Annotated in this window: 15 protein-coding genes and 1 tRNA gene; 12 read left to right on the forward strand and 4 right to left on the reverse strand. The window is 71.9% G+C overall.

What is annotated here, in order from left to right; genetic code table 11:
* Window positions 1–33 precede the first annotated feature (33 nt).
* The 6 genes from tmk (at window position 34) to ACZ5OX_RS08420 (ending at window position 9,266) form a co-directional block, all read left to right on the forward strand.
* The gene (gene tmk / locus ACZ5OX_RS08395) at window positions 34–3,588 is read left to right on the forward strand and encodes a dTMP kinase (RefSeq protein WP_465629247.1); all 3,555 of its coding nucleotides are present in this window, start codon (window positions 34–36) and stop codon (window positions 3,586–3,588) included.
* A 277-nt stretch (window positions 3,589–3,865) separates the two neighbouring features.
* Entirely contained in the window at window positions 3,866–5,077 is a 1,212-nt protein-coding gene (locus tag ACZ5OX_RS08400; RefSeq protein WP_449788533.1) for a DNA polymerase III subunit delta', read from the forward strand.
* Between the two features lie 297 nt (window positions 5,078–5,374).
* Entirely contained in the window at window positions 5,375–6,568 is a 1,194-nt protein-coding gene (locus tag ACZ5OX_RS08405) for an alpha/beta hydrolase (RefSeq protein WP_465629248.1), read from the forward strand.
* Between the two features lie 119 nt (window positions 6,569–6,687).
* Entirely contained in the window at window positions 6,688–8,352 is a 1,665-nt protein-coding gene (locus ACZ5OX_RS08410; RefSeq protein WP_465629249.1) for an alpha/beta hydrolase, read from the forward strand.
* 108 nt (window positions 8,353–8,460) lie between these two features.
* Entirely contained in the window at window positions 8,461–9,111 is a 651-nt protein-coding gene (gene leuE, locus ACZ5OX_RS08415; RefSeq protein WP_465629250.1) for a leucine efflux protein LeuE, read from the forward strand.
* A gap of 81 nt (window positions 9,112–9,192) precedes the next feature.
* Window positions 9,193–9,266, forward strand: a tRNA-Thr gene (locus ACZ5OX_RS08420).
* 15 nt (window positions 9,267–9,281) lie between these two features.
* Here ACZ5OX_RS08420 and ACZ5OX_RS08425 read toward each other — a convergent pair.
* Both ACZ5OX_RS08425 and ACZ5OX_RS08430 read right to left on the reverse strand, forming a co-directional pair.
* Window positions 9,282–9,629: a helix-turn-helix domain-containing protein gene (locus ACZ5OX_RS08425; protein WP_465629251.1), complete on the reverse strand. Its 348-nt coding sequence runs from the start codon at window positions 9,627–9,629 to the stop codon at window positions 9,282–9,284.
* A gap of 29 nt (window positions 9,630–9,658) precedes the next feature.
* Window positions 9,659–10,432 (reverse strand): aminotransferase class IV family protein, encoded by a 774-nt coding sequence (locus ACZ5OX_RS08430; RefSeq protein ID WP_465629252.1) that lies wholly within the window; start codon window positions 10,430–10,432, stop codon window positions 9,659–9,661.
* A 178-nt stretch (window positions 10,433–10,610) separates the two neighbouring features.
* On the opposite strand from ACZ5OX_RS08430, the gene ACZ5OX_RS08435 reads away from it, so the two are divergent.
* From ACZ5OX_RS08435 to ACZ5OX_RS08455, 5 genes are all read left to right on the forward strand, one after another.
* Complete coding sequence (locus ACZ5OX_RS08435; protein WP_465629253.1) at window positions 10,611–11,240, forward strand: ATP-binding protein; 630 nt, start codon at window positions 10,611–10,613, stop codon at window positions 11,238–11,240.
* A gap of 213 nt (window positions 11,241–11,453) precedes the next feature.
* Window positions 11,454–12,356, forward strand: coding sequence for a phosphotransferase (locus tag ACZ5OX_RS08440; protein WP_465629254.1), 903 nt, complete (start codon window positions 11,454–11,456; stop codon window positions 12,354–12,356).
* Window positions 12,357–12,390: 34 nt separating this feature from the next.
* Window positions 12,391–13,386, forward strand: coding sequence for a nucleotidyltransferase domain-containing protein (locus ACZ5OX_RS08445; RefSeq protein WP_465629255.1), 996 nt, complete (start codon window positions 12,391–12,393; stop codon window positions 13,384–13,386).
* Window positions 13,387–13,396: 10 nt separating this feature from the next.
* A complete protein-coding gene (locus ACZ5OX_RS08450) occupies window positions 13,397–14,071 on the forward strand; it encodes a histidine phosphatase family protein (protein ID WP_465629256.1) in 675 nt (224 codons plus the stop codon).
* A 9-nt stretch (window positions 14,072–14,080) separates the two neighbouring features.
* On the forward strand, window positions 14,081–15,217 hold the full coding sequence (locus ACZ5OX_RS08455) for a hypothetical protein (RefSeq protein ID WP_465629257.1): 1,137 nt from the start codon (window positions 14,081–14,083) through the stop codon (window positions 15,215–15,217).
* A gap of 29 nt (window positions 15,218–15,246) precedes the next feature.
* On the opposite strand, the gene ACZ5OX_RS08460 is transcribed toward ACZ5OX_RS08455, so the two are convergent.
* Both ACZ5OX_RS08460 and ACZ5OX_RS08465 read right to left on the reverse strand, forming a co-directional pair.
* The gene (locus ACZ5OX_RS08460) at window positions 15,247–15,903 is read right to left on the reverse strand and encodes an Eco29kI family restriction endonuclease (protein WP_465629258.1); all 657 of its coding nucleotides are present in this window, start codon (window positions 15,901–15,903) and stop codon (window positions 15,247–15,249) included.
* A 91-nt stretch (window positions 15,904–15,994) separates the two neighbouring features.
* Entirely contained in the window at window positions 15,995–16,831 is an 837-nt protein-coding gene (locus ACZ5OX_RS08465) for an Eco29kI family restriction endonuclease (protein ID WP_465629259.1), read from the reverse strand.
* A 117-nt stretch (window positions 16,832–16,948) separates the two neighbouring features.
* On the opposite strand from ACZ5OX_RS08465, the gene ACZ5OX_RS08470 reads away from it, so the two are divergent.
* Window positions 16,949–18,298, forward strand: a complete 1,350-nt coding sequence (locus tag ACZ5OX_RS08470) for a DNA cytosine methyltransferase (protein WP_465629260.1) — start codon at window positions 16,949–16,951, stop codon at window positions 18,296–18,298.
* The last annotated feature ends 82 nt before the right edge of the window (window positions 18,299–18,380 follow it).

Raw genomic sequence — 18,380 nt, forward strand, 5'->3', positions numbered from 1 at the left:
TTCCGGCCAGGCCCCGCCCGCTACGCTGACCGTATGACGAGCGAGGAGCAGCCCACCCCCAGCGCCGCCCCGGCCGCCAGAGCCTGGGCGTCCGACCTGCCCGAGGTCGCGCCCGCCGGGACTCCGATGGACCGTGCCCGGGCGCTGCTGCGGACACGTGCCTACCGGCGCCTGTGGACCACCCAGCTGATCGGCGGCACCGCCGACCGGCTCGGTCTGCTGGTGCTGCTCGCGCTCACCGTGATCGCCGCCGCCCAGGGCGGCCAGTTCGGCAGCCTGCCGCGCAGCCTCGCCTTCGCCGTCGCCGCGGTCCTCGCCGTCCGGGTGCTGGCCACCGGGCTGGTCGGCGTCGCGCTGCTCGGCCCGGTGCACCGGCTGGTCGCGGGCCGGCTGGACCGGCGCTGGACGATGTTCGGCGCCGACGTGCTGTGCGCCCTGCTGATCGGCCTCGCGCCCTGGTGGAGCGTCTGGCTGGGCTCCGCCGCCAAGCCCTCCGGGGCCGCCACCTACGTCCTGCTCGCCACCGTGTTCGTGACCGGTGCCGCCGAGCGGGTCCGGGGGATCGCCAGGTCCGCCGTCGTCCCGGGCCTGCTGCCGTCCGCCAACCCCCACCTCCCGGTCGCCGAGCAGCGCCCCTCCGCCGCCAACCTGGAGAGCGTCCGGAGCATCGACCGCTTCACCGGCTGGGTGACGGTGCCGCTCGGCGCCGTCGGCCTGGTGGCCTTCACCCTGCTCAACAACATCGGCGCGGCGCTCGGCTCCGACTGGCTCCGGGCCCACCAGCTCACCTTCACGGCGCTCGGCGCGGCCGGGATGTTCGTCGCCTCGGCGGTCCGCGGCCACCTCCAGCAGCTGCCCGGCGGCCCCGTGTCCGTCGCGCCGGTCTCCCCGCTGCAGGGCCTGCGCGCCCCGACCGACGCGGCCCCCGGCCCCGCGCTGAGCAAGGGCCGCACCGGCAGCGCCCCGTACTTCACCTTCGCCGTCGCGGCCGGCTACGCCTCGATGGCGGGCGTCGCCGCGCTGGCCCTGCTCACCGCCGCCGAGCACCGCGCCGGGCCGATCGGCTACGGCCTGCTGGTGCTCGCCGCCAGCGGGACGCCCGCCCTGGGCGCCCGGCTCACCCGGGCCACGCTGCCCTCGCTGTCCCGCCGCCGACTGCTCGCGCTGGCGCTGCTCACCCAGGGCGTCGCGCTGATCCTGGCCGGGCTGGTGCTCGACTTCGTGCTGGTCCTGCTGCTCACCGTGCTGGCCGGCCTGGCCACCGGGATCGTGGTCTCGGCCGGGCGCACCCTGCTCGCCCAGGAGGTCGAGGAGGCCCGGCTGCCGAAGGTCACCGAGCACCTGTTCGCGGTGCTCCGGGCCGTGGTCGCCGCCGCGCTGGTCGCCGTCCCGCTGATCGCCGCCGCCTACGGGGACGTCGAGTACGGCACCGTCGAGCCCGGCTCCTTCACCTTCATCCACGGCGGCGCGGCCCTGGCCGTCGCCACCGCGGGGCTGCTCACCCTGGTGCTCGCCGCGGTCGTGCTGCTGCGCACCGACGACCGCCGCGGCACCGCGCCGTTCGTCCGGGACCTGGTGGACTCGGTGCGCGGCCCGGGCGGCCCGGTGCCGCACCGGGGCACGGGCACCGGCTTCTTCATCGCGCTGGAGGGCGGCGACGGCGCCGGCAAGTCCACCCAGGCCCAGGCGCTCGCCGAGTGGATCCGCGGCAAGGGGCACGAGGTCGTGCTCACCCGCGAGCCCGGCGGCAGCCCGGTCGGCCAGCGGCTGCGCGGCCTCGTCCTGGACGTCGGCAACACCGGTCTGTCGCACCGCGCGGAGGCGCTGATCTACGCCGCCGACCGCGCCGAGCACGTCGAGAACGTCATCCGGCCGGCCCTCGCCCGCGGCGCCGTGGTGATCACCGACCGGTACATGGACTCCTCCATCGCCTACCAGGGCGCCGGCCGCGACCTGGCCGCGACCGAGGTCGCCCGGATCTCCCGCTGGGCCACCGGCGGGCTGCTGCCCGACCTGACCGTCGTCCTGGACGTCGACCCGACCCGGGCCCGCGAGCGCTTCACCGAGGCGCTGGACCGCCTGGAGTCCGAGCCCACCGAGTTCCACCAGCGGGTCCGGGCCGGCTTCCTCGCCCTCGCCGCCGCCGACCCGGCGCGCTACCTGGTCGTGGACGGCAGCCAGGCCCCCGGCTTCGTCACCACCGCCATCCGCCACCGGCTCGACCGCGAGCTGCCGCTCTCCGAGCAGGAGAAGGCCGCGCGCGCCGAGCGGGAGCGGCTGGCCAAGGAGGAGGCCGAGCGCCGCGCCGCCGAGGAGGCCCGCAAGAAGGCCGAGGAGGAGGCCGCCGAGCGCAAGCGGCAGGAGGTGCTGGCGCAGCTGCGGGCCGAGCAGGCGGAGCAGGAGCGGCTGGCCGAGGAGGAGGCCGAGCGGGCCGCCGCCGAGGCCCGGCGCAAGGCCGAGGAGGAGGCACGGCGCCGGGCGGAGGAGGAGGCCGAGCGCCGCGCCGCCGAGGAGGCCGAGCGCCGCAAGGCCGAGGAGGCCCGACTGGCCGCGGAGGCCGCCGAGCGCAAGCGGATCGCCGACGAGGCGGCCGCCCAGGCCGAACTCCAGCGGCAGCGCGAGCTCGCCCGCGAGGAGCAGCGCCGCCGGGCGGAGGAGGCGCTCCAGCGGGCCGAGGAGGCACGGCTGGCGCAGGCCGCCGCGCTGGCGGCCGCGGCCGCGGCGGCGGAGTCGGCGGAGGGCCGGGCCGTGGGGCGGCCGGGGTCGGAATCGGATTCGGGACCGGCTGACGGTTCGGGCTCGGGCTCGGGTCTGGGATCGGCGGCCGGGGAGACGACCACGGAGCTGCGGGCGGTCCGGGACGTCCCGAAGGACGCTCCGCAGGACTCGGCTCAACCGTCGGCGCAGGCTCCGTCGGGTGGCGGGCTCGGGGACGAGGCGACGCGCGAGCTGTCGCCGCGGGACCGGCAGGCGGCCGTCCGGGCGGCGGAGGCCGTCGAGGCGCGCAAGGCTGCCGAGGCGCGCCGGGCCGCGGGCGCGGACGCCGGCGCGAGCGCCGGTGCGAGCGCCGGTGCGAGCGCCGGTGCGAGTGCCGGTGCGGTGGACGAGACCGCCAAGCTGCCGGTGGTGCCGGCCTCGGCGGTGGACGAGACGGCCGTGCTGCCGAAGGTCCCGGCGGAGGCCGACCGCACCGAGGTACTGCCGCGGATCGAGCCGGGCCGTACCGATGGCCGTACCGATGGCCGGCCGGCGCAGGGGCCGCGGCGCGCGGAGCCGGTGGACAGCACCCGCGAGCTGCCGGTGGTCGGCGCGGAGCCGGCTGTCGAGCCGCAGTCGCAGCAGCAGCCGGGTGCCGATCGGCCGCGGCCGGAGTGGGCCGAGGAGACGCCGCTGGACGACCTGCCGAGCCTCACCGACACCCTGCTCGGTTCGCACGACGAGTGGACGCACTGGGAGCGCGGCGGCCCGGGCCAGGACGCTCCGTACGGCGGCCCGCAGGGTGGCGCGGAGCGGCCCGAGGGCCGTGGCGACGCCCGGGACAAGGGCGACGGCAAGGGCAAGGGCCGTCGCTGGGGCCGCCGGGGCTGACCGGACACGCGTGGGCGGCGCCGCCGGGACCGGTTCCCGGCGGCGCCGCCGCGTTCGGGGCAGGCGTGTTCCGGGCGGACCGCCTTCCGGTGGGGCCGCCCTCCCGTGGGACCGCCTTCCGGTGGGGCCGCGTTCCGTCGGGCGCCGGCCTGGCGTCCGTGAGCCGGCCCCCGCCCGCCGTGACCCGGACGGAGCAGTGGGTGTCGGAGCGGAGACGTATGCTCGACGGCGGGGAAGAGGCGCCACGAGCGCTGCCGTACGGAGCTTGGGAGCAGCAGTGGCCGTCTGGGACGACCTGGTGGGCCAGGAGCGGGTGGTCGAGCAGCTGACCGCCGCCGCCCGGGCGGCCGGGGCGACGGTCGAGGCCGGTCGCGGAGCCGCCCCGGCCGAGGGCGCGAACGCCTCCCTGATGACGCACGCCTGGCTGTTCACCGGCCCGCCCGGCGCCGGGCAGGTCACCGCCGCGCGTGCCTTCGCCGCCGCCCTCCAGTGCACCAGCCCCGACCTCGCGCTCGGCGGCACGCCCGGCTGCGGGTTCTGCGACGGCTGCCACACCGTGCTGGCCGGCAGCCACGCCGACGTGAAGTACGTCCGGACGGACGGCCTCTCCATCGGCGTCGGCGACATGCGTGACCTGGTGATGCGCGCCTCCAGCTACCCGACCGGCGGCCGCTGGTCGGTGATCCTGGTGGACGCCGCCCACCGGCTCACCGAGGCCGCCGCGAACGCGCTGCTCAAGGGCGTGGAGGAGCCCTCCCCGCGCACCGTCTGGCTGCTCTGCGCCCCCTCCGTCCAGGACGTGCTGCCGACCATCCGCTCGCGCTGCCGCCTGCTGGTGCTGCGCACCCCCGCGGCCGAGGCGGTCGCCGACACCCTCGTCCGCCGGGACGGCGTCGACCCGGAGACCGCCCGCCTCGCCGCGCTCGCCGGGCAGGGCGACATCGAGCGCTCGCGCCGCCTCGCCGTCGACGAGCAGGCCCGGACGCGCCGGGCGGAGGTGCTGCGCATCCCGCTGGAGGTCGGCGACATCGGCGGCTGCCTGGCCGCCGCCCAGCGCCTGGTCGACACCGCCAAGGCCGATGCCGAGGCGCTCGCCGAGACCCAGGACGCCAAGGAGACGGACGACCTCAAGGCCGCCTACGGCGCCGCCGAGGGCAGCAAGGCGCCGCGCGGCATGGCCGGCGCGGTCAAGGAGCTGGAGAAGCGGCAGAAGAGCCGGGCCACCCGCACCCGCCGGGAGACCCTCGGCGTCGCCCTGCTCGACCTGCTCGGCTTCTACCGGGACGTGCTCGCCATCCAGCTCGGCTCCACCGGCGCGCTCGCCAACGAGGACCAGCGGCAGGCGCTGAACCGGGTGGCCCAGGCGGGGCCGGCGGAGAGCACGCTGCGGCGGATCGAGGCGGTGCTGGCCTGCCGTCAGGCGCTGGACCGCAACGTGGACCCGCTGCTCGCGGTCGAGGCGATGACGGTGGCGCTGCGCGCGGGCTGAGCCCGGGCCGAGCGCGGTCTGGGTCCGGTCTGATCTGAGCCCGGGCCGAGCGCGGCCTGAGTCGGTCCGGTCTGAGCCCGGGCCGAGCGCGGGCTGCGGGCCTGGCGCCCGTACGCCTCCCGGAGGCGGGCCGCCGTCCCACCTTCGAGTGAACGAGCGACACTCGCCGGGAACACCGTCGTGTGACCGTCGGCCCGTTGTGCACGCTGGGGGCCGACTGCGCCCGCTGCCGGGGTGGTCGTCTCCCCTACGCGCCGGTTCCGGTTCGGCGCGGCCCCTCCAGAGGCGGTGCGTCCCGTGGTTCGTTCGCTCCTCGTCATCCCCCTGCTGGCCGCCGCCATCGGCGGAATCTGGCTGGCCAGGGGCGCCCTACAGCGCTGGCGCGACCTACGCGCCGCCCAGACCTACGAACTGGCCGGCGACCGCTGGCCGATGCTGGTGCGGGCGGCCGGGGCGATGGTCTGCGGGGTGTTCGTCACCGCTCTGACGGTGCTCACCGCGCTCGGCGCCTTCGGCGGCCTCGGCCGGAGCCCCCAGCAGCCGGACCGGGCGGAGCCGGTCATGGACACCGCTGGCTCCGGCTCCGGTGCGGGTCAAGGCGCGGGTGCGGACGCCGGGTCGGGCGGCGGGTCGGGTGCGGCGGCCGTCCGGCAGCAGCAGGCGGCGCCGCCCGCGGCCGCCGAGCCCGCCGCTGCGGCCGCCGGCGGGGCCGCCCCGGCCCCCGTTGCCGCCAGCCGCTTCGACAGCGTCGGCCACCCCGGCGGCGGCGAGCTGCTCCAGTCCGCCGTGCTCGGCCCGGACGGCCAGCCCCGCAACATCCGGGTCTGGCTCCCGCCGCAGTACACCAAGGAACCGAACGCCCGCTTCCCGGTCGTCGTGATGCACGCGGCCACGCCCCAGAAGACCGCCGACTCCGAGATCCCGGACGTCTTCGAGGGCGTCGGTTCGGCTCTCCAGAGCGGCAAGACCCACCCGTTCATCCTGGTCGCCCCCGAGGCGCCGAACGGCACCGCGCACCCCTGCGAACTGGTCGCCGCCGCCCCGGCCGCCGTCGCCGACGACGCGATGCTGCGCACCACCGTCGCGACCTCCTTCCGCACCCTGCCGCCCGGCCCGGCCTCCTGGGGCGTCCTCGGCGTCGAGGGCGGCGCGCCCTGCGCGGCCGCCGCCGGACTGTCCCGGCCCGACCTGTACGGCGTGGCCGCGGCGGTCTCCGGCCGCTACGACGCCCTCGCGCTCGCCGAGGCCGGCGCCGAGGCCCCGGCCGGCAGCGCGGCCAAGCTGCTGCTGGCCGCCGCCAAGGGCGACTCCGCCGGGCTGGACGCCGCGCGCAAGCTCCAGTCCGCGCTGAAGGCCGGCCCCGGAGCGGCGGCCAAGGCGGAGGTGCGGATCTCGGACAACGTGCAGGACTTCACCCCCGACCGGGAGCGGCTGCGGCTGGTCCGGCAGGCGGCGCAGTTCCTGGCCGAGGCGCTGGCCAAGGCGTCCTGAGGGCGGGTTCGGCGGCGCTACGCTGCCCGGTACCCCGGGGCGGGGTGCCGGGCAGCGGCGTTTCCTCCGGGGGCTTCCCCGGTTGTTCCACGTGCTGGTCGATGGCGGAGAGGTGGCGGATGAGGACCTTCGAGCGGGCCCTGGTACCGGTACGGGCGCGGGCGCGGGGATCGGCCGCGGCGCTGGTCGTCGCCGGGCTGCTGGCGGGCGGGTGCAGCCCGGACCCGTCCGGGGCCCCGACGGCGTCCGCCTCGGGCTCGGCGGCCCCGGCGGGCCCGGCGGCCGTCGGGGGCGCGGCGACCCCGCTGGAGCCGCTGCCCGCCGCCGTCCCGGCCGCGCTCGCGCCGTACTACGCGCAGCGCCCGGTCTGGCAGCCCTGCGACAGCGGGTTCGAGTGCACGACGTTCCGGGTGCCGTTGGACTACGACCGCCCGGGCGAGGGCGACCTCACGCTCGCGGCCGCCCGCGCGGCGGCGGAACCGCCGGGCTCCGCCTCCGCCTCCGCTTCTCCCTCCGCGTCCGCCGCTCCGGGCAGCACTCGGCTCGGCTCCCTGCTGCTCAACCCGGGCGGGCCGGGCGGCTCGGCGATCGAGTACCTGGAGACCGCCGCCCGGACGTACGACCGTGGCGTGCGGGCCCAGTACGACCTGGTCGGCCTCGACCCGCGCGGGGTGGGCCGCAGCAACCCCGTCAGCTGCCTGAGCGGCGACCGGATGGACGCCTACACCGCCGTCGGCCTGACCCCCGACGACCAGCCCGGGATCGACGCGCTGATCGCGGCCGACCGGGAGTTCGCCGAGGGCTGCCGGAAGCAGGCCGGGGCGGCGCTCGGCCACCTCAGCACCGTCGAGGCCGCCCGCGACATGGACGTGCTGCGCGCTCTGCTCGGCGACGAGAAGCTGAACTACGTCGGCAAGTCCTACGGCACCTTCCTCGGGGCCACCTACGCCGGGCTGTTCCCGAGCCGGGTCGGGCGGCTGGTGCTGGACGGCGCGATGGACCCGGCGCTCGACTCCGTCACCGGCAACCGCACCCAGGCGGGCGGCTTCGAGACCGCCTGGGCCGCCTTCGCCCAGGACTGCGCCAGGCGCGAGGGCTGCCCGCTCGGCCGTACCGAGCAGCAGGTCGGCGAGCGGCTCACCGCCCTGCTCGCGGGCATCCGCGCCGCCCCGCTGCCCACCACCGGCGGTGGCCGTCGGCTCACCGAGTCCCAGGCGACCACCGGCGTCATCCAGGCCATGTACGCCGACTTCCTCTGGCCCGAGCTGCGCACCGCGCTCGCCGACGCCGAGGCCGGCGACGGCACCGGGCTGCTGAGGCTCTCCGACGACTACTACGGGCGCGAGGCCGACGGCTCGTACCCCAACCTGATGTTCGCCAACACCGCGGTGAACTGCCTCGACCTGCCCGCCCCGTTCCGCGGGCCGGAGGACGTCCAGCGGGCGGTGCCGGAGTTCGAGCGGGTCTCGCCGCACTTCGGGCGCGACATGGCCTGGATGGCGCTGACCTGCGCCTACTGGCCGGTCCTGGCCACCGGCGCGGCGCACACCATCCGGGCCGCCGGCGCCGCCCCGATCGTCGTCATCGGCACCACCCGCGACCCGGCCACTCCGTACGCCTGGGCGCAGTCATTGGCCGGCCAGCTGGAGTCCGGCCGCCTGCTCACCTTCGACGGGGACGGCCACACCGCGTACGGGCGGCACAGCGCCTGCGTGGACGGCGCGGTGAACCGCTTCCTGCTGGCCGGGGAGGCCCCCGAGCCGGGCAAGCGCTGCGAGCGGTAGGGCGGGCCCGGTGCGGGCCGTCCGACAGGTGGTTTCCCCTTCAACCGACTACCGGTGCGACGTTACGATGAGCGCCCCCTGCCGCCCTCCCCTGCACCGGAGCTCATCGTGCTCGGAGTCAACGACCTGGCGACCTACGTCCTCGGCGCCCTCGTCATCATCCTGCTGCCCGGCCCCAACTCCCTGTACGTCCTGTCCGTCGCGGCCCGCAAGGGCATCCGCACCGGCTACCGGGCCGCGGCCGGCGTCTTCATCGGCGACCTCACCCTGATCAGCCTCACCTCGCTGGGCGCGGCCTCCCTGCTCAAGGCCAACCCGGCGGTCTTCGCGGTGGTCAAGTTCGGCGGCGCCGCCTACCTGCTCTGGATCGGCTACGGCATGCTCCGCGCCGCCCGCCAGCTCTGGCGCGAACGCCGGGCCGCGGCCGACCCCACCGCCGAACCGGCCCCCGAGAGCACCGAGAACCCCTTCCGCCGGGCCCTGGTGATCAGCCTCCTCAACCCGAAGGCCATTCTCTTCCTGCTCTCGTTCTTCACCCAGTTCGTCGACCCCTCCTACGGTCAGCCGGTCCTCTCCTTCGTCCTCCTCGGCGGCATCCTCCAGACCTTCAGCTTCCTCTACCTCTCCCTGCTGATCTTCGCGGGAACCACGCTCGCCGCCGCCTTCCGCCGCCGCAAGCGCCTCTCCGCCACCCTCACCAGCGGCGTCGCCGTCCTCTTCGCCGGCTTCGCCGTCAAGCTCGCCGTCTCCTCCGCCTGACCCCGCCCCGGGAAACCCGGGTACGGATCACCCGCGAACCTGTGTAGACTGGCCCGCGTTGCCGCCACACACGGCAGCGGCGCCGCCTTAGCTCAGTTGGCCAGAGCAACGCACTCGTAATGCGTAGGTCGCGGGTTCGAATCCCGCAGGCGGCTCAGTGAAGGCCCAGGTCACATAGCCCGTGACCTGGGTCTTTTGTCATTCCTTGGCGTGCGGGCAGGGGCCGGTAGCGCGCTACAAGATCGCTTGCGTGAGCGATGCGTGAGCGCGGGTGTTGATCTCGGCTCGTGAACCTCCGGGCCGGAGGCGGCCAGCGAGGTGTCCAGGGCGGCCTGGTTGACCGGGCGGGGCGTGATGTCCGCGCCACGCGCCTCCCATTTGGACACCATGCGGTCGCTGACGCCAAGGTGAGCCGCGAACGCCTCGATGCTCATCCGCTTCGCTTGCCGAAGCGCCTTGACCTCGATACCGGTCCATACCTCTACGGTCGCCAACGCGGCCCTCCACCCCACAGCCATCGCGCCCAGCGGTCCCCGCGCTGGGGCACCTACAGTAGATCGGCCGGGAGTTCCGTGTACTCCTTACGGAGTTGTTCGATCACGGGGTGTGTGTCCGGGAAGGCGGCGCCATCCACCGCGCTGATCGCTCGGACGCCGATCCCGATGTTGGTGGCGAAGGCAGCGTCGAAGTCGGCGAGGTCACCCAGGCGAACCGTCGCGGTCGACGACGGGTGAACCTGACGCAGCAGCTCCATCGTGGTGCCGACCAGGCACTCGGCGTCGGGCCAGATGACCTGATCTCCCTTGATGAAGCCGACGTTCCAGGTCCCGCCCTCTGAGATCACGGACGCGGCATCCGTGAAGAGCGCGTCGTCGAAGCCCGCCCGCTGGGCGTTGCGCCGGTGGCGGAGCGAACCGAAGAGGCCGACGCTCTTCACGGCCGGCATGTCACGGGTGTAGACCACGGACTGGACGCGCATTGAGGGAAGGGGCAACGGCCCGGCCGGGCGGGTCGTTACGAGAACGTGGGGGTGGGCGTTGTCACCGACGTGTCCGAGGTCGAGGGCGGGGTCGAAGACCGTCACCCTGACCACACAGTCCCCGGAGGACGGCACGGCGCGGCGGGCGAAGTCCCGGACGCGGTCGAGGTCGAGGTCCGTGTCGAAGACGGCGCGGCAGTCACGGGTCAGGCGCGTCATGTGGAGGGAGAGGCCGCGTACGTGGCCGTCCTCCACGCGGATCGAGGTGAAGTGCCCGTAGTTCGTCAGGGCAAGGGCCTGGAGGTGGTCCAGGCTGATCGGGCTACCGTTCAGTTCGGCCATGGCGCCAAGCATGGCATCGGCCCTGGAGGGCTGGGCGCGGTTCTCGCCCACCCGTTCGGTGAAAGTTCAGTGCCGGGGCAGTGCCAGGACGTACCGGCTTGGTCACCTTCAGCGCCAGCCTAGTCACACAACGTTGGCTTCCCGGCTGGACAGCTCACGGTCTGCATACCCCGAACGGGTGGGCGAGAACCGCGCGGCCAGCCTTCACCCCAAGCAGCTCCCGACCTGGGAGGACACCCCCGTGTCACAAGCACGCTCCGGTTTCAGCCAGTTGGCGCTGGCGGACACTCCGAACGCGGTCGGGTGGGCCCGGCGACACACCGCTGATGTGCTCCGCCATTGGCGAGTGCCGCCCGACACCGTCGACACGGCCCGTCTCGTCGTGTCCGAGCTGATGACCAACGCCATACGGCACACGCACACCGACGAGGGGCTCTCCCCGTACTCGCCGCTGTCGCCGGTGCGGACCGTCACCGTGACCCTCTGGCTCGACGGCGGGCGCCTCACCATCCTCGTTCACGACAACGACCGCCACCCGCCCGTGGTCAAGGCGGTGGGCGAGGACGCGGAGAGCGGTCGGGGTGTCTTCCTGGTCGAGGCGCTGAGCGAGCGATGGGGGTACTACTACCCGTCGCAGTGCTTCGGCAAGATCGTCTGGTCGGAGCTGCTCGTGGTTGCGCGAGACCCCAGATTCATGGACGGCCACTCCGGGCCTCGCCGCGCCGACAGCGGAGGCGAGGCCGCACGGTCCTACGAGGACACACCGTTGGTGATGGCTCGCGCGTTGGTCGGACTCCGCCAACTCTGACCACAAGAATTGCCCGCGCCCAGTGGGCCCACGATCGAGTGGCCGACGCCGAATTCCCCCACGGCAACGGCCACTCAGAGCGCCCCCGCAGCCCCCTGCGAACTCGACGCCCTGCGGGTTCCGCGTCGGGCCGGCGGGGGCGCTCACCCAGTAGCCGGGGCGACACAGCCGTACCTGCTCCACCCCAACTCGGCGCTACGGAAGGATGGATGGATGAGCGACTGGGAGTTTGTGAAGGACAGAACCGCCACCCAAGGCGCGGTGTGGAGGTCGGCCGATGGCCTGCTCTACAAGCGGACGGGTGGCGAGGACCTGCTGGCAGAGATCGAGTTCCAGCAGATGGCTTCAGGACTGGGCTATCCCGTGCCGGAGATCGTAGACAGCGGGTTGGAGGACGGCGGCTACTTCGTTGTCGAGCGCGCCATCGGTGACACCTCGCTACACGAGGAGGCGCTTGCCGACGCCCGGCGGGACGGGCAGGTTACCCACCAGGTGGTCGACACCGCGGCTGCTGTCGCATCGCGTCTCCTACGGGCCCAGGCGCGGCACCCACTGCCGGCAACGTCGTGGTTCGAGAAGGCCGCCTTCGCGGCAGAGGTCTTCGAGGAGAACCCGGACTTCGACACCTCGCGGGTCCACGAGGCGGTCAAGGTTGCCCTCGACCGGCTGGCCACGCTGCCGATGGTGCACGGGCACCTCGACTACGGCCTGCCGAACGTCCTGGAAGCCGGGGTCATCGACTGGCAGCACCACGGGCCGATCCCGCTCGGCTATGACGTCTACCCCGCGCTGGACATCGTGGCCTTCAAGGGCGGTGGCAAGGGCTACACGGTCACCTCGGGACAGCGCGCCGCCTACACCGCCGCGCTCGACGAGACCACCGCGTCCCTGATCGGGCAGCGGGTGAGCGAGCACCTGGGCGACTTCCTGCTCGTCAAGTGCTTCTTCTTCCTCGCCCTCATGCGGCCCACCGACCCCACGCGGCACGACAAGCACATCAAGTGGCAATACCGCCGCACCCTTTTCACGATGGGACTTGATCAGTATGAGTCGTCCAACACGATCGACACCGGCACCTTCCCCACTCTGGAACGGTTCACCGCTGAACACCGGTAGGCCGGTCCCCACCGTCCGCGATCGCGACTACTTGATGGACCATCACGGAGTGGTCTTCAAGGTCATCGGTGACAGCCACCCCGGCAGCCACTACCTCGGCTACGTCAAGTACCACCCCGACGAGAAGGGCGACCGGCGACTGTTCGGCCGGACCTACCGGCAGAACAGCGTGGTGTCGAAGTCCTTCGGCATCCTGGCCGGCAGGCCGGAGTGTTACGTCTACTCCGACACCCTCGGCTGCGTGATCACCGGTATCCCGCGCGAGGACGTCGCCGTCCACTACTCCTGCCGCCAAGCGCTCGCCGCCATCCACGAGGAGCCCGGCGCGGTCGCCGACAACCCGGCGGGCAAGGACCTCCTGGCGATCACCGAGTGGATCACCGCGAACGGCGTCCAGGGCTTGATCGGCGTCACCGGCTCCTTCCTCGTCGGCTGCTTCAACGAACGCTCGGACATCGACCTCGTCTGCTACGGACCGGAGGGCTATCAGGCCGCCCACGAGCTGTTCCAGCAGGCCGACCTGATCCGGCCGTACGACGGGGACGACCTCACCCGGCTGTACATCCGCCGGGCCAAGTACATGGAGGGCAGCTCCTTCGACGCCCTCATCAAGCAGGAACGCCGCAAGCTCCAAGGGCTCACCGCGAACGCCGGCGCGCACATCAACTGCGAACCCATCCGCTCCGACCGTGACAGGACCTTCGCCCGGATCTCCTCCAAGGAGATCGGCGAGATCTCCCTTCTCGCGAAGATCACCGACCACGCCGAGGGCCTCACCACCCCGGCCGTCTACGGGATCAAGGTCAAGACGATCCTCAGCTCCACCATCGACGAGGCCGACTCCTTCGCTCGCAGGATCACCCACATGCGGTCGTACCTCGGTGCCTACACGGGAGCCTTCAGGTCCGGCGACACCGTGCACCTGTCCGGCAAGCTCGTCCACACCCAGGACGGCGAACACAGCGGCTTCGGCATCGAACTCACCCCCTGGACCGTCAGCGGCTCCTACGTCGCCAACCTCGCCGGATAGGAGCCTCTTCTTGCCCCTGCTTGTCATCCGACACGCCGAGTCCGTCGAGAACGCCGACAAGTACAACGGCTTCTACCAGGACCCCCGCCCCTACAGCGGCCACGCCGCGCACGCCATCTCCCGCACCGTCGTCGGCCTGACCCCTCGCGGCTTCCGGCAGGCCCAGTGGCTGGCCGGCGTCCTGCCGGAGCTCGTCGGCCCGGAGCCGTGCGTTTACACCTCGACCTACCGCAGGGCGATCGACACCGCCACGATCGCCCTGCCCGACCTCCCTGACGGGTGGCCTCAGCAGACCGCGCTCCTGGACGAGCAGCACTACGGCGACGCCACCTACATGACCAAGCGCGAGCTCTACGACAGCTACCCCGAACTCGCCGAGGACCGCCGCCTGCGCAAGCACATCTGGACCGCGCCGGGCGGCGGCGAGTCGCTCGCCGAGGGCGTGCTCAACCGGGCCGCCGAGTTCGCCGCCCTCGCCCAGGCCGAACTCCAGCAATCCCGCACCGTCGTCGCCTTCACCCACCAGACCGCCGCGGTAGCCCTTCGATCCCTGCTCGAAGCCTGCACCTTGCCCGAGATCCTCGCCGAGGAGCGGAAGGGCAAGATGCCCAACGCCGCGATCCTCCACTACGAACTGCGAGACGGCCGGTTCACCCGGACGGGAACCACCACCCCGCCGATCTAGGAGGAGCCCGTGCGACACCTGTTCCTCAACGGGCCCGTCCAGAACGGCCCCTTCACCTTCGACACCCGCCCCGGCAAGGCCGTGGGCATCCGCCTCGCCGCCGCCCTCAACGCCATCCTGGGCTTACCGCCCGCACCCCACCTGTGGAACACCGTCACCCTCGCCGGAGACCTCCGCCACCGCCAGGCCGAGGGCCCGATGATCCCCCGCCAGCGGTTCGAGGCCGATCTGATCGCCGCCAAGTACACGTCCGGACAGTCCCCGGCGGGCGGCATCCTGACCGACACCGACGCGGAGGTCGCCAACCTCGCGCTGGAGATGATCGAGAACAACCTCCGCGCCGGCACCCTCACCATCGGCCGCGAGACCGTCCCCACCTGCCGGGCCTGCGGTCACATGACCGGCACCGGCAGCCACCCTTGCAACGCCTGTGGCAGCACCGACACCGAAGACCGCAGGGGCCTCCACCTCGTCGCCGAACTCGCGAGGGACCGCCCCGTCCTCGACCGCTCGGACATCCACGCCAGCCACCGCCAGCAGCCCAAGCACCTCCAGCACACTGCCGGCAATGTCGCCGAGCGGCTGATCCTCTCCCGAACCCGCGACCACGGCATCGACCTCTCGCCCCTCGGCCTCAACGGCCTCGTCCTCGACCCGCGCGTCGGCATCCATGCCACCGTCCTCGCCGCAGCCCGGCGGCGCGAAGCGGACACGGCCGTCATGACCATCACCGAGAACGCGGCCAACCACATCGCCGCCCATGGCCAGCACTTCCGCGAACACGAGGGCACCCGGCTTCAGTACGCCCTGCACGGTCACCTCCCCTACGACCACACGGCCAGCCTGCAGCCGCTGCATGAGGCGTACCGAGCCACCCAGGAGGTCAGGGACGGCTTCGAAGCGTGGTTCCTGCCGCTCTTCTCGCTGAGGACCAAGACCGTAACCGGGCCGGATCAGTTGCCCGCGCTCTTCAAGCACTTCATGCGGGCACACCTGGCCAAGCCTGTTGCGCTCGACGAAGCCGCCTTCGAAGCCGTTCAGCGCTCGGTTTCCGCTGGTGACACGGAATGGATCACGAACAAGCAAGCGCTGGCCAACGTGATGACTGCCCGTGAGACAGCGCCGCCCGCCGCTGCGAGTGCCTGACAAACCGCTCCGACGTTTTGTGCGCCAGATCAGGCAGTGTCGAGGTCGAGGAGCACATCGGCGGCTGGATGGGGCCATGCAAGTGAGTCGTAGCCGCTGACCTGCTGCTCGATATGCGCCTTGGCCGTGGCGATCAACGATTCGGAATCATGGACCACCCCGCCGTGTGTGCGCCGACGACCGTCGTGCACGGTGTCCCACATGCTCTTCTTGCTCTTGCGGGTGCTGGCGCCCTGCTCCTTGCTGCCGAAGCCCTTGAGCTTGCTGTTCCATATCGGTTGGTAGCCGACGCGCAGACCATTTTCGCCCAGATCGGCGTGCACGTCGGGGAGCAGGAGAGCCCGGAAGCGGAACTCGGCGATGGGCAGGCCGCCCTCGATGATCGAAAGCCGGTGCTGCTTGAGGCGGCTGTGAAGAGGGTACTTTTCCCGGACCTTCTCCCCGGTAGCGCTGTTACTGGAGAGTGCCTGGCCCGCGTACACGGGGATCTGCAGGTGAGCGAGAGGCAAATACAAATCCACGCTCGCGCCACGGTAGTAGAGCGCGTACAGCCCCGAACCCTCGAATCGCGGGATCTCGTGAGTCATGGAGACCAGCGGCTGTCGTTCGAACGTCTCGCAGATGGTGTTCGCGATCTGCTCGGTCGACAGAGGATCGAACGAGTTCGGTGTGTACTCGGAGGTCATGTCTTCCTGCTCATCCAGAGCCAGGTCCGACCTGGGGCCAACAGGTGCGGCCAGGTCCGGATCGGGCTCACTGACTGGTGTACGTACGCGATCATTCCTCGTCGAATAGGTCGTCCTGGCCGATCTCCTCGGGTGAGGCTTCGGGCTCAGCTTCGACCACAGTTCCGGACCGGAAGTATCTCCACGCGCTCTTGTACTCGTTTGGCGAGTCCGCATACATGATCACATAGCCCATGAGGGCCGCTACCTGCCATGCTTCGGGCAGCGCCTCGGAAAGCAGGCGGAACGCCTCGTTGGCCGAGAGCCCAGCGTGCGGCACCGTCACAAACGAGGACTTTGAGCGCGGTGGCTCCGCGTACCGGAAGTTGTAGGGCAGCCCGCTCTTGAGCGCCTTCAAGAAGGCGTGCAGAGAGGTATCTCCCGCGACAAGCCCCTCGACGGGTCGGTCCAGGTCGATCGGGAACACGACGTCGAAGTGGTTCTTCTTCAGGATCGTGCTGTCACGCTGGCGCCCCGGGTCTTTGTTACCGAAGCCGTTGTTGTTCCAGGGGATGCTGCCCATCTCCTTGTGATGGCTGATGAGCAGCTGTTCCGGCGCGAGCGCGGAGAAGTCCTCCGCGACGTACAGGCAGGAGAATGCGACGTCATCAAGGTCGATGTTGCGGCGCCCCGAGAGCTTGCGCAAGTGGTTCCGCAGCCGGCCAGGCAGGGTCTTGTCGGCCTTGCCGACGTAGACGAAGTCGCCACCTAGGTAGAGCTGGTACACGCCGGGCCGCTCGTCGAGTTGTACGAGGTTCTCGTCGGCCAGCGGCGCGCGTCCCAGATGGGAGAGCGCGTCGGCCAGCTGATCACCAAGTGCCTTGGTGATGCTCAGCCGGAAGTCGTCGTGGTAGGTGCCCCGACCGTTCGGCCTGGCCGCCTGTGTCATCTCGCACCGCTCCTCGTCCGGTATTGATCAAGGCAACCCTATGTTCTTGCTCACTATCAGGGGACACGTTCGGGTGAAATCCCGCCAAGATCACCAACTCCGCGGTATGGTTCTCGCATGGTTGACCAGCCTGAAGACATGAAGAAGCCGCGTACCAGTGTTGAGCTGTTCGCGGGCGGAGGCGGCCTTGCCATGGCGGTCCACCAGGCGGGCTTCCGCCCACTGCTGTTCAACGAGTTCAACAATCGGGCCTGCGAGACCCTTGTGGCCAGCGCGCGGAAGACCCTTGGCGTCGACGGCCTGCTGCGTACCGAGGAGCGCAGGCCCTCGCCGCCGAAGCCGGGCGAACCGGCCCCTCTCTACCCGGGGGACGTCCGCGATCTCGACATGAGCAAGCTCAAGGGGCAGGTCGACGTCCTCGCCGGTGGACCCCCATGCCAGCCGTTCAGCGCGGGCGGAGTCGCCAAGGGCGACGAGGACAAGCGCAACATGTTCCCCGCCATGTTCCAGGCGGTGCGGGAGATCCGGCCGAAGGCCGTCATCTGCGAGAACGTCCGAGGTCTGCTGCGGCCGTCGTTCGCGGAGTACTTCCAGTACATCCAGAACGAATTGAGCCTCCCGTTCGAGAAGCGGGACGATGAGGCGAGGTGGCAGGATCACAACGCCCACCTGACGCGCATCCTCGGGGGGCTCTCCGACGACGACGGCGACCCCGACCACTACAAGGTGGTGATGGTCCCGGTCAACGCCGCCGACTACGGCGTCCCGCAGATTCGGAATCGCGTGGTCCTTGTGGCCTTCCGGGCCGACCTGGGCGTCGACATCGAGGCTTTCACCAAGTACGTCAAGACGCAGCCGTTCTCGGAGCCGGCCCTGCAGCGCTCGATGCGGGACGAGGACGGTCCCTACTGGCAGCGCCATCCAGATGTGCCGGGGCATGTGCGTGACCGAGTTCGCGCGCGCCTGCCCAAGGTGATCAAGGAAGACGACTGCCAGCCGTGGCGCACGCTGCGCGACGCCATTGAGGGCTACGGCACAGACGAGAAGCTTCCGGCCCTGCCGGCGGTTGACCTGAGCCGACTCCACGAGAAGTTCAACTTCGGCAAGGAGATCGGCGTCGTCGATCACATCGGCTGGCCCGGTGCCCGGATCTACAAGGGCCACACGCCGAACGAGCTCGACCGGCCCGCCAAGACGGTCAAGGCCGGCGTCCACGGCGTCCCAGGAGGCGAGTCGGTAATGCTCACGGACAAGCTTGTCCGTGAGCCGTCCGCCGGCGGCGAGACCTACCAGCACCGCTACATGACCGTGCGGGAGACCGCCCGCGTCATGACATTCCCCGATGAGTGGCTCGGCTCCGGCCCTCGGGGCGAGCAAATGCGGCAACTCGGCAACGCGGTTCCGGTCGTGCTCGGCGAGTTCTTCGCCCACGCCGTCGCCGACGCCCTGACGGCAGCGGGACACTGATCGTATGCCGCAGATAGGGGATGGGGGGCACTGGAAAGAGCGGCTCCCCCCAGAGCGCGCGTACAAACGACGAGCTGGGGCC

The sequence above is a fragment of the Kitasatospora sp. NPDC032121 genome (genome assembly GCF_055580145.1).

Bases quoted from the DNA above. Each gene is read 5' to 3' on its own strand.
- tmk (WP_465629247.1), top strand. From the start codon at position 34: ATGACGAGCGAGGAGCAGCCCACCCCCAGCGCCGCCCCGGCCGCCAGA.
- ACZ5OX_RS08410 (WP_465629249.1), top strand. From the start codon at position 6,688: ATGAGGACCTTCGAGCGGGCCCTGGTACCGGTACGGGCGCGGGCGCGG.
- ACZ5OX_RS08425 (WP_465629251.1), bottom strand. From the start codon at position 9,629: ATGGCTGTGGGGTGGAGGGCCGCGTTGGCGACCGTAGAGGTATGGACC.
- ACZ5OX_RS08430 (WP_465629252.1), bottom strand. From the start codon at position 10,432: ATGGCCGAACTGAACGGTAGCCCGATCAGCCTGGACCACCTCCAGGCC.
- ACZ5OX_RS08440 (WP_465629254.1), top strand. From the start codon at position 11,454: ATGAGCGACTGGGAGTTTGTGAAGGACAGAACCGCCACCCAAGGCGCG.
- ACZ5OX_RS08445 (WP_465629255.1), top strand. From the start codon at position 12,391: ATGGACCATCACGGAGTGGTCTTCAAGGTCATCGGTGACAGCCACCCC.
- ACZ5OX_RS08460 (WP_465629258.1), bottom strand. From the start codon at position 15,903: ATGACCTCCGAGTACACACCGAACTCGTTCGATCCTCTGTCGACCGAG.
- ACZ5OX_RS08465 (WP_465629259.1), bottom strand. From the start codon at position 16,831: ATGACACAGGCGGCCAGGCCGAACGGTCGGGGCACCTACCACGACGAC.
- ACZ5OX_RS08470 (WP_465629260.1), top strand. From the start codon at position 16,949: ATGGTTGACCAGCCTGAAGACATGAAGAAGCCGCGTACCAGTGTTGAG.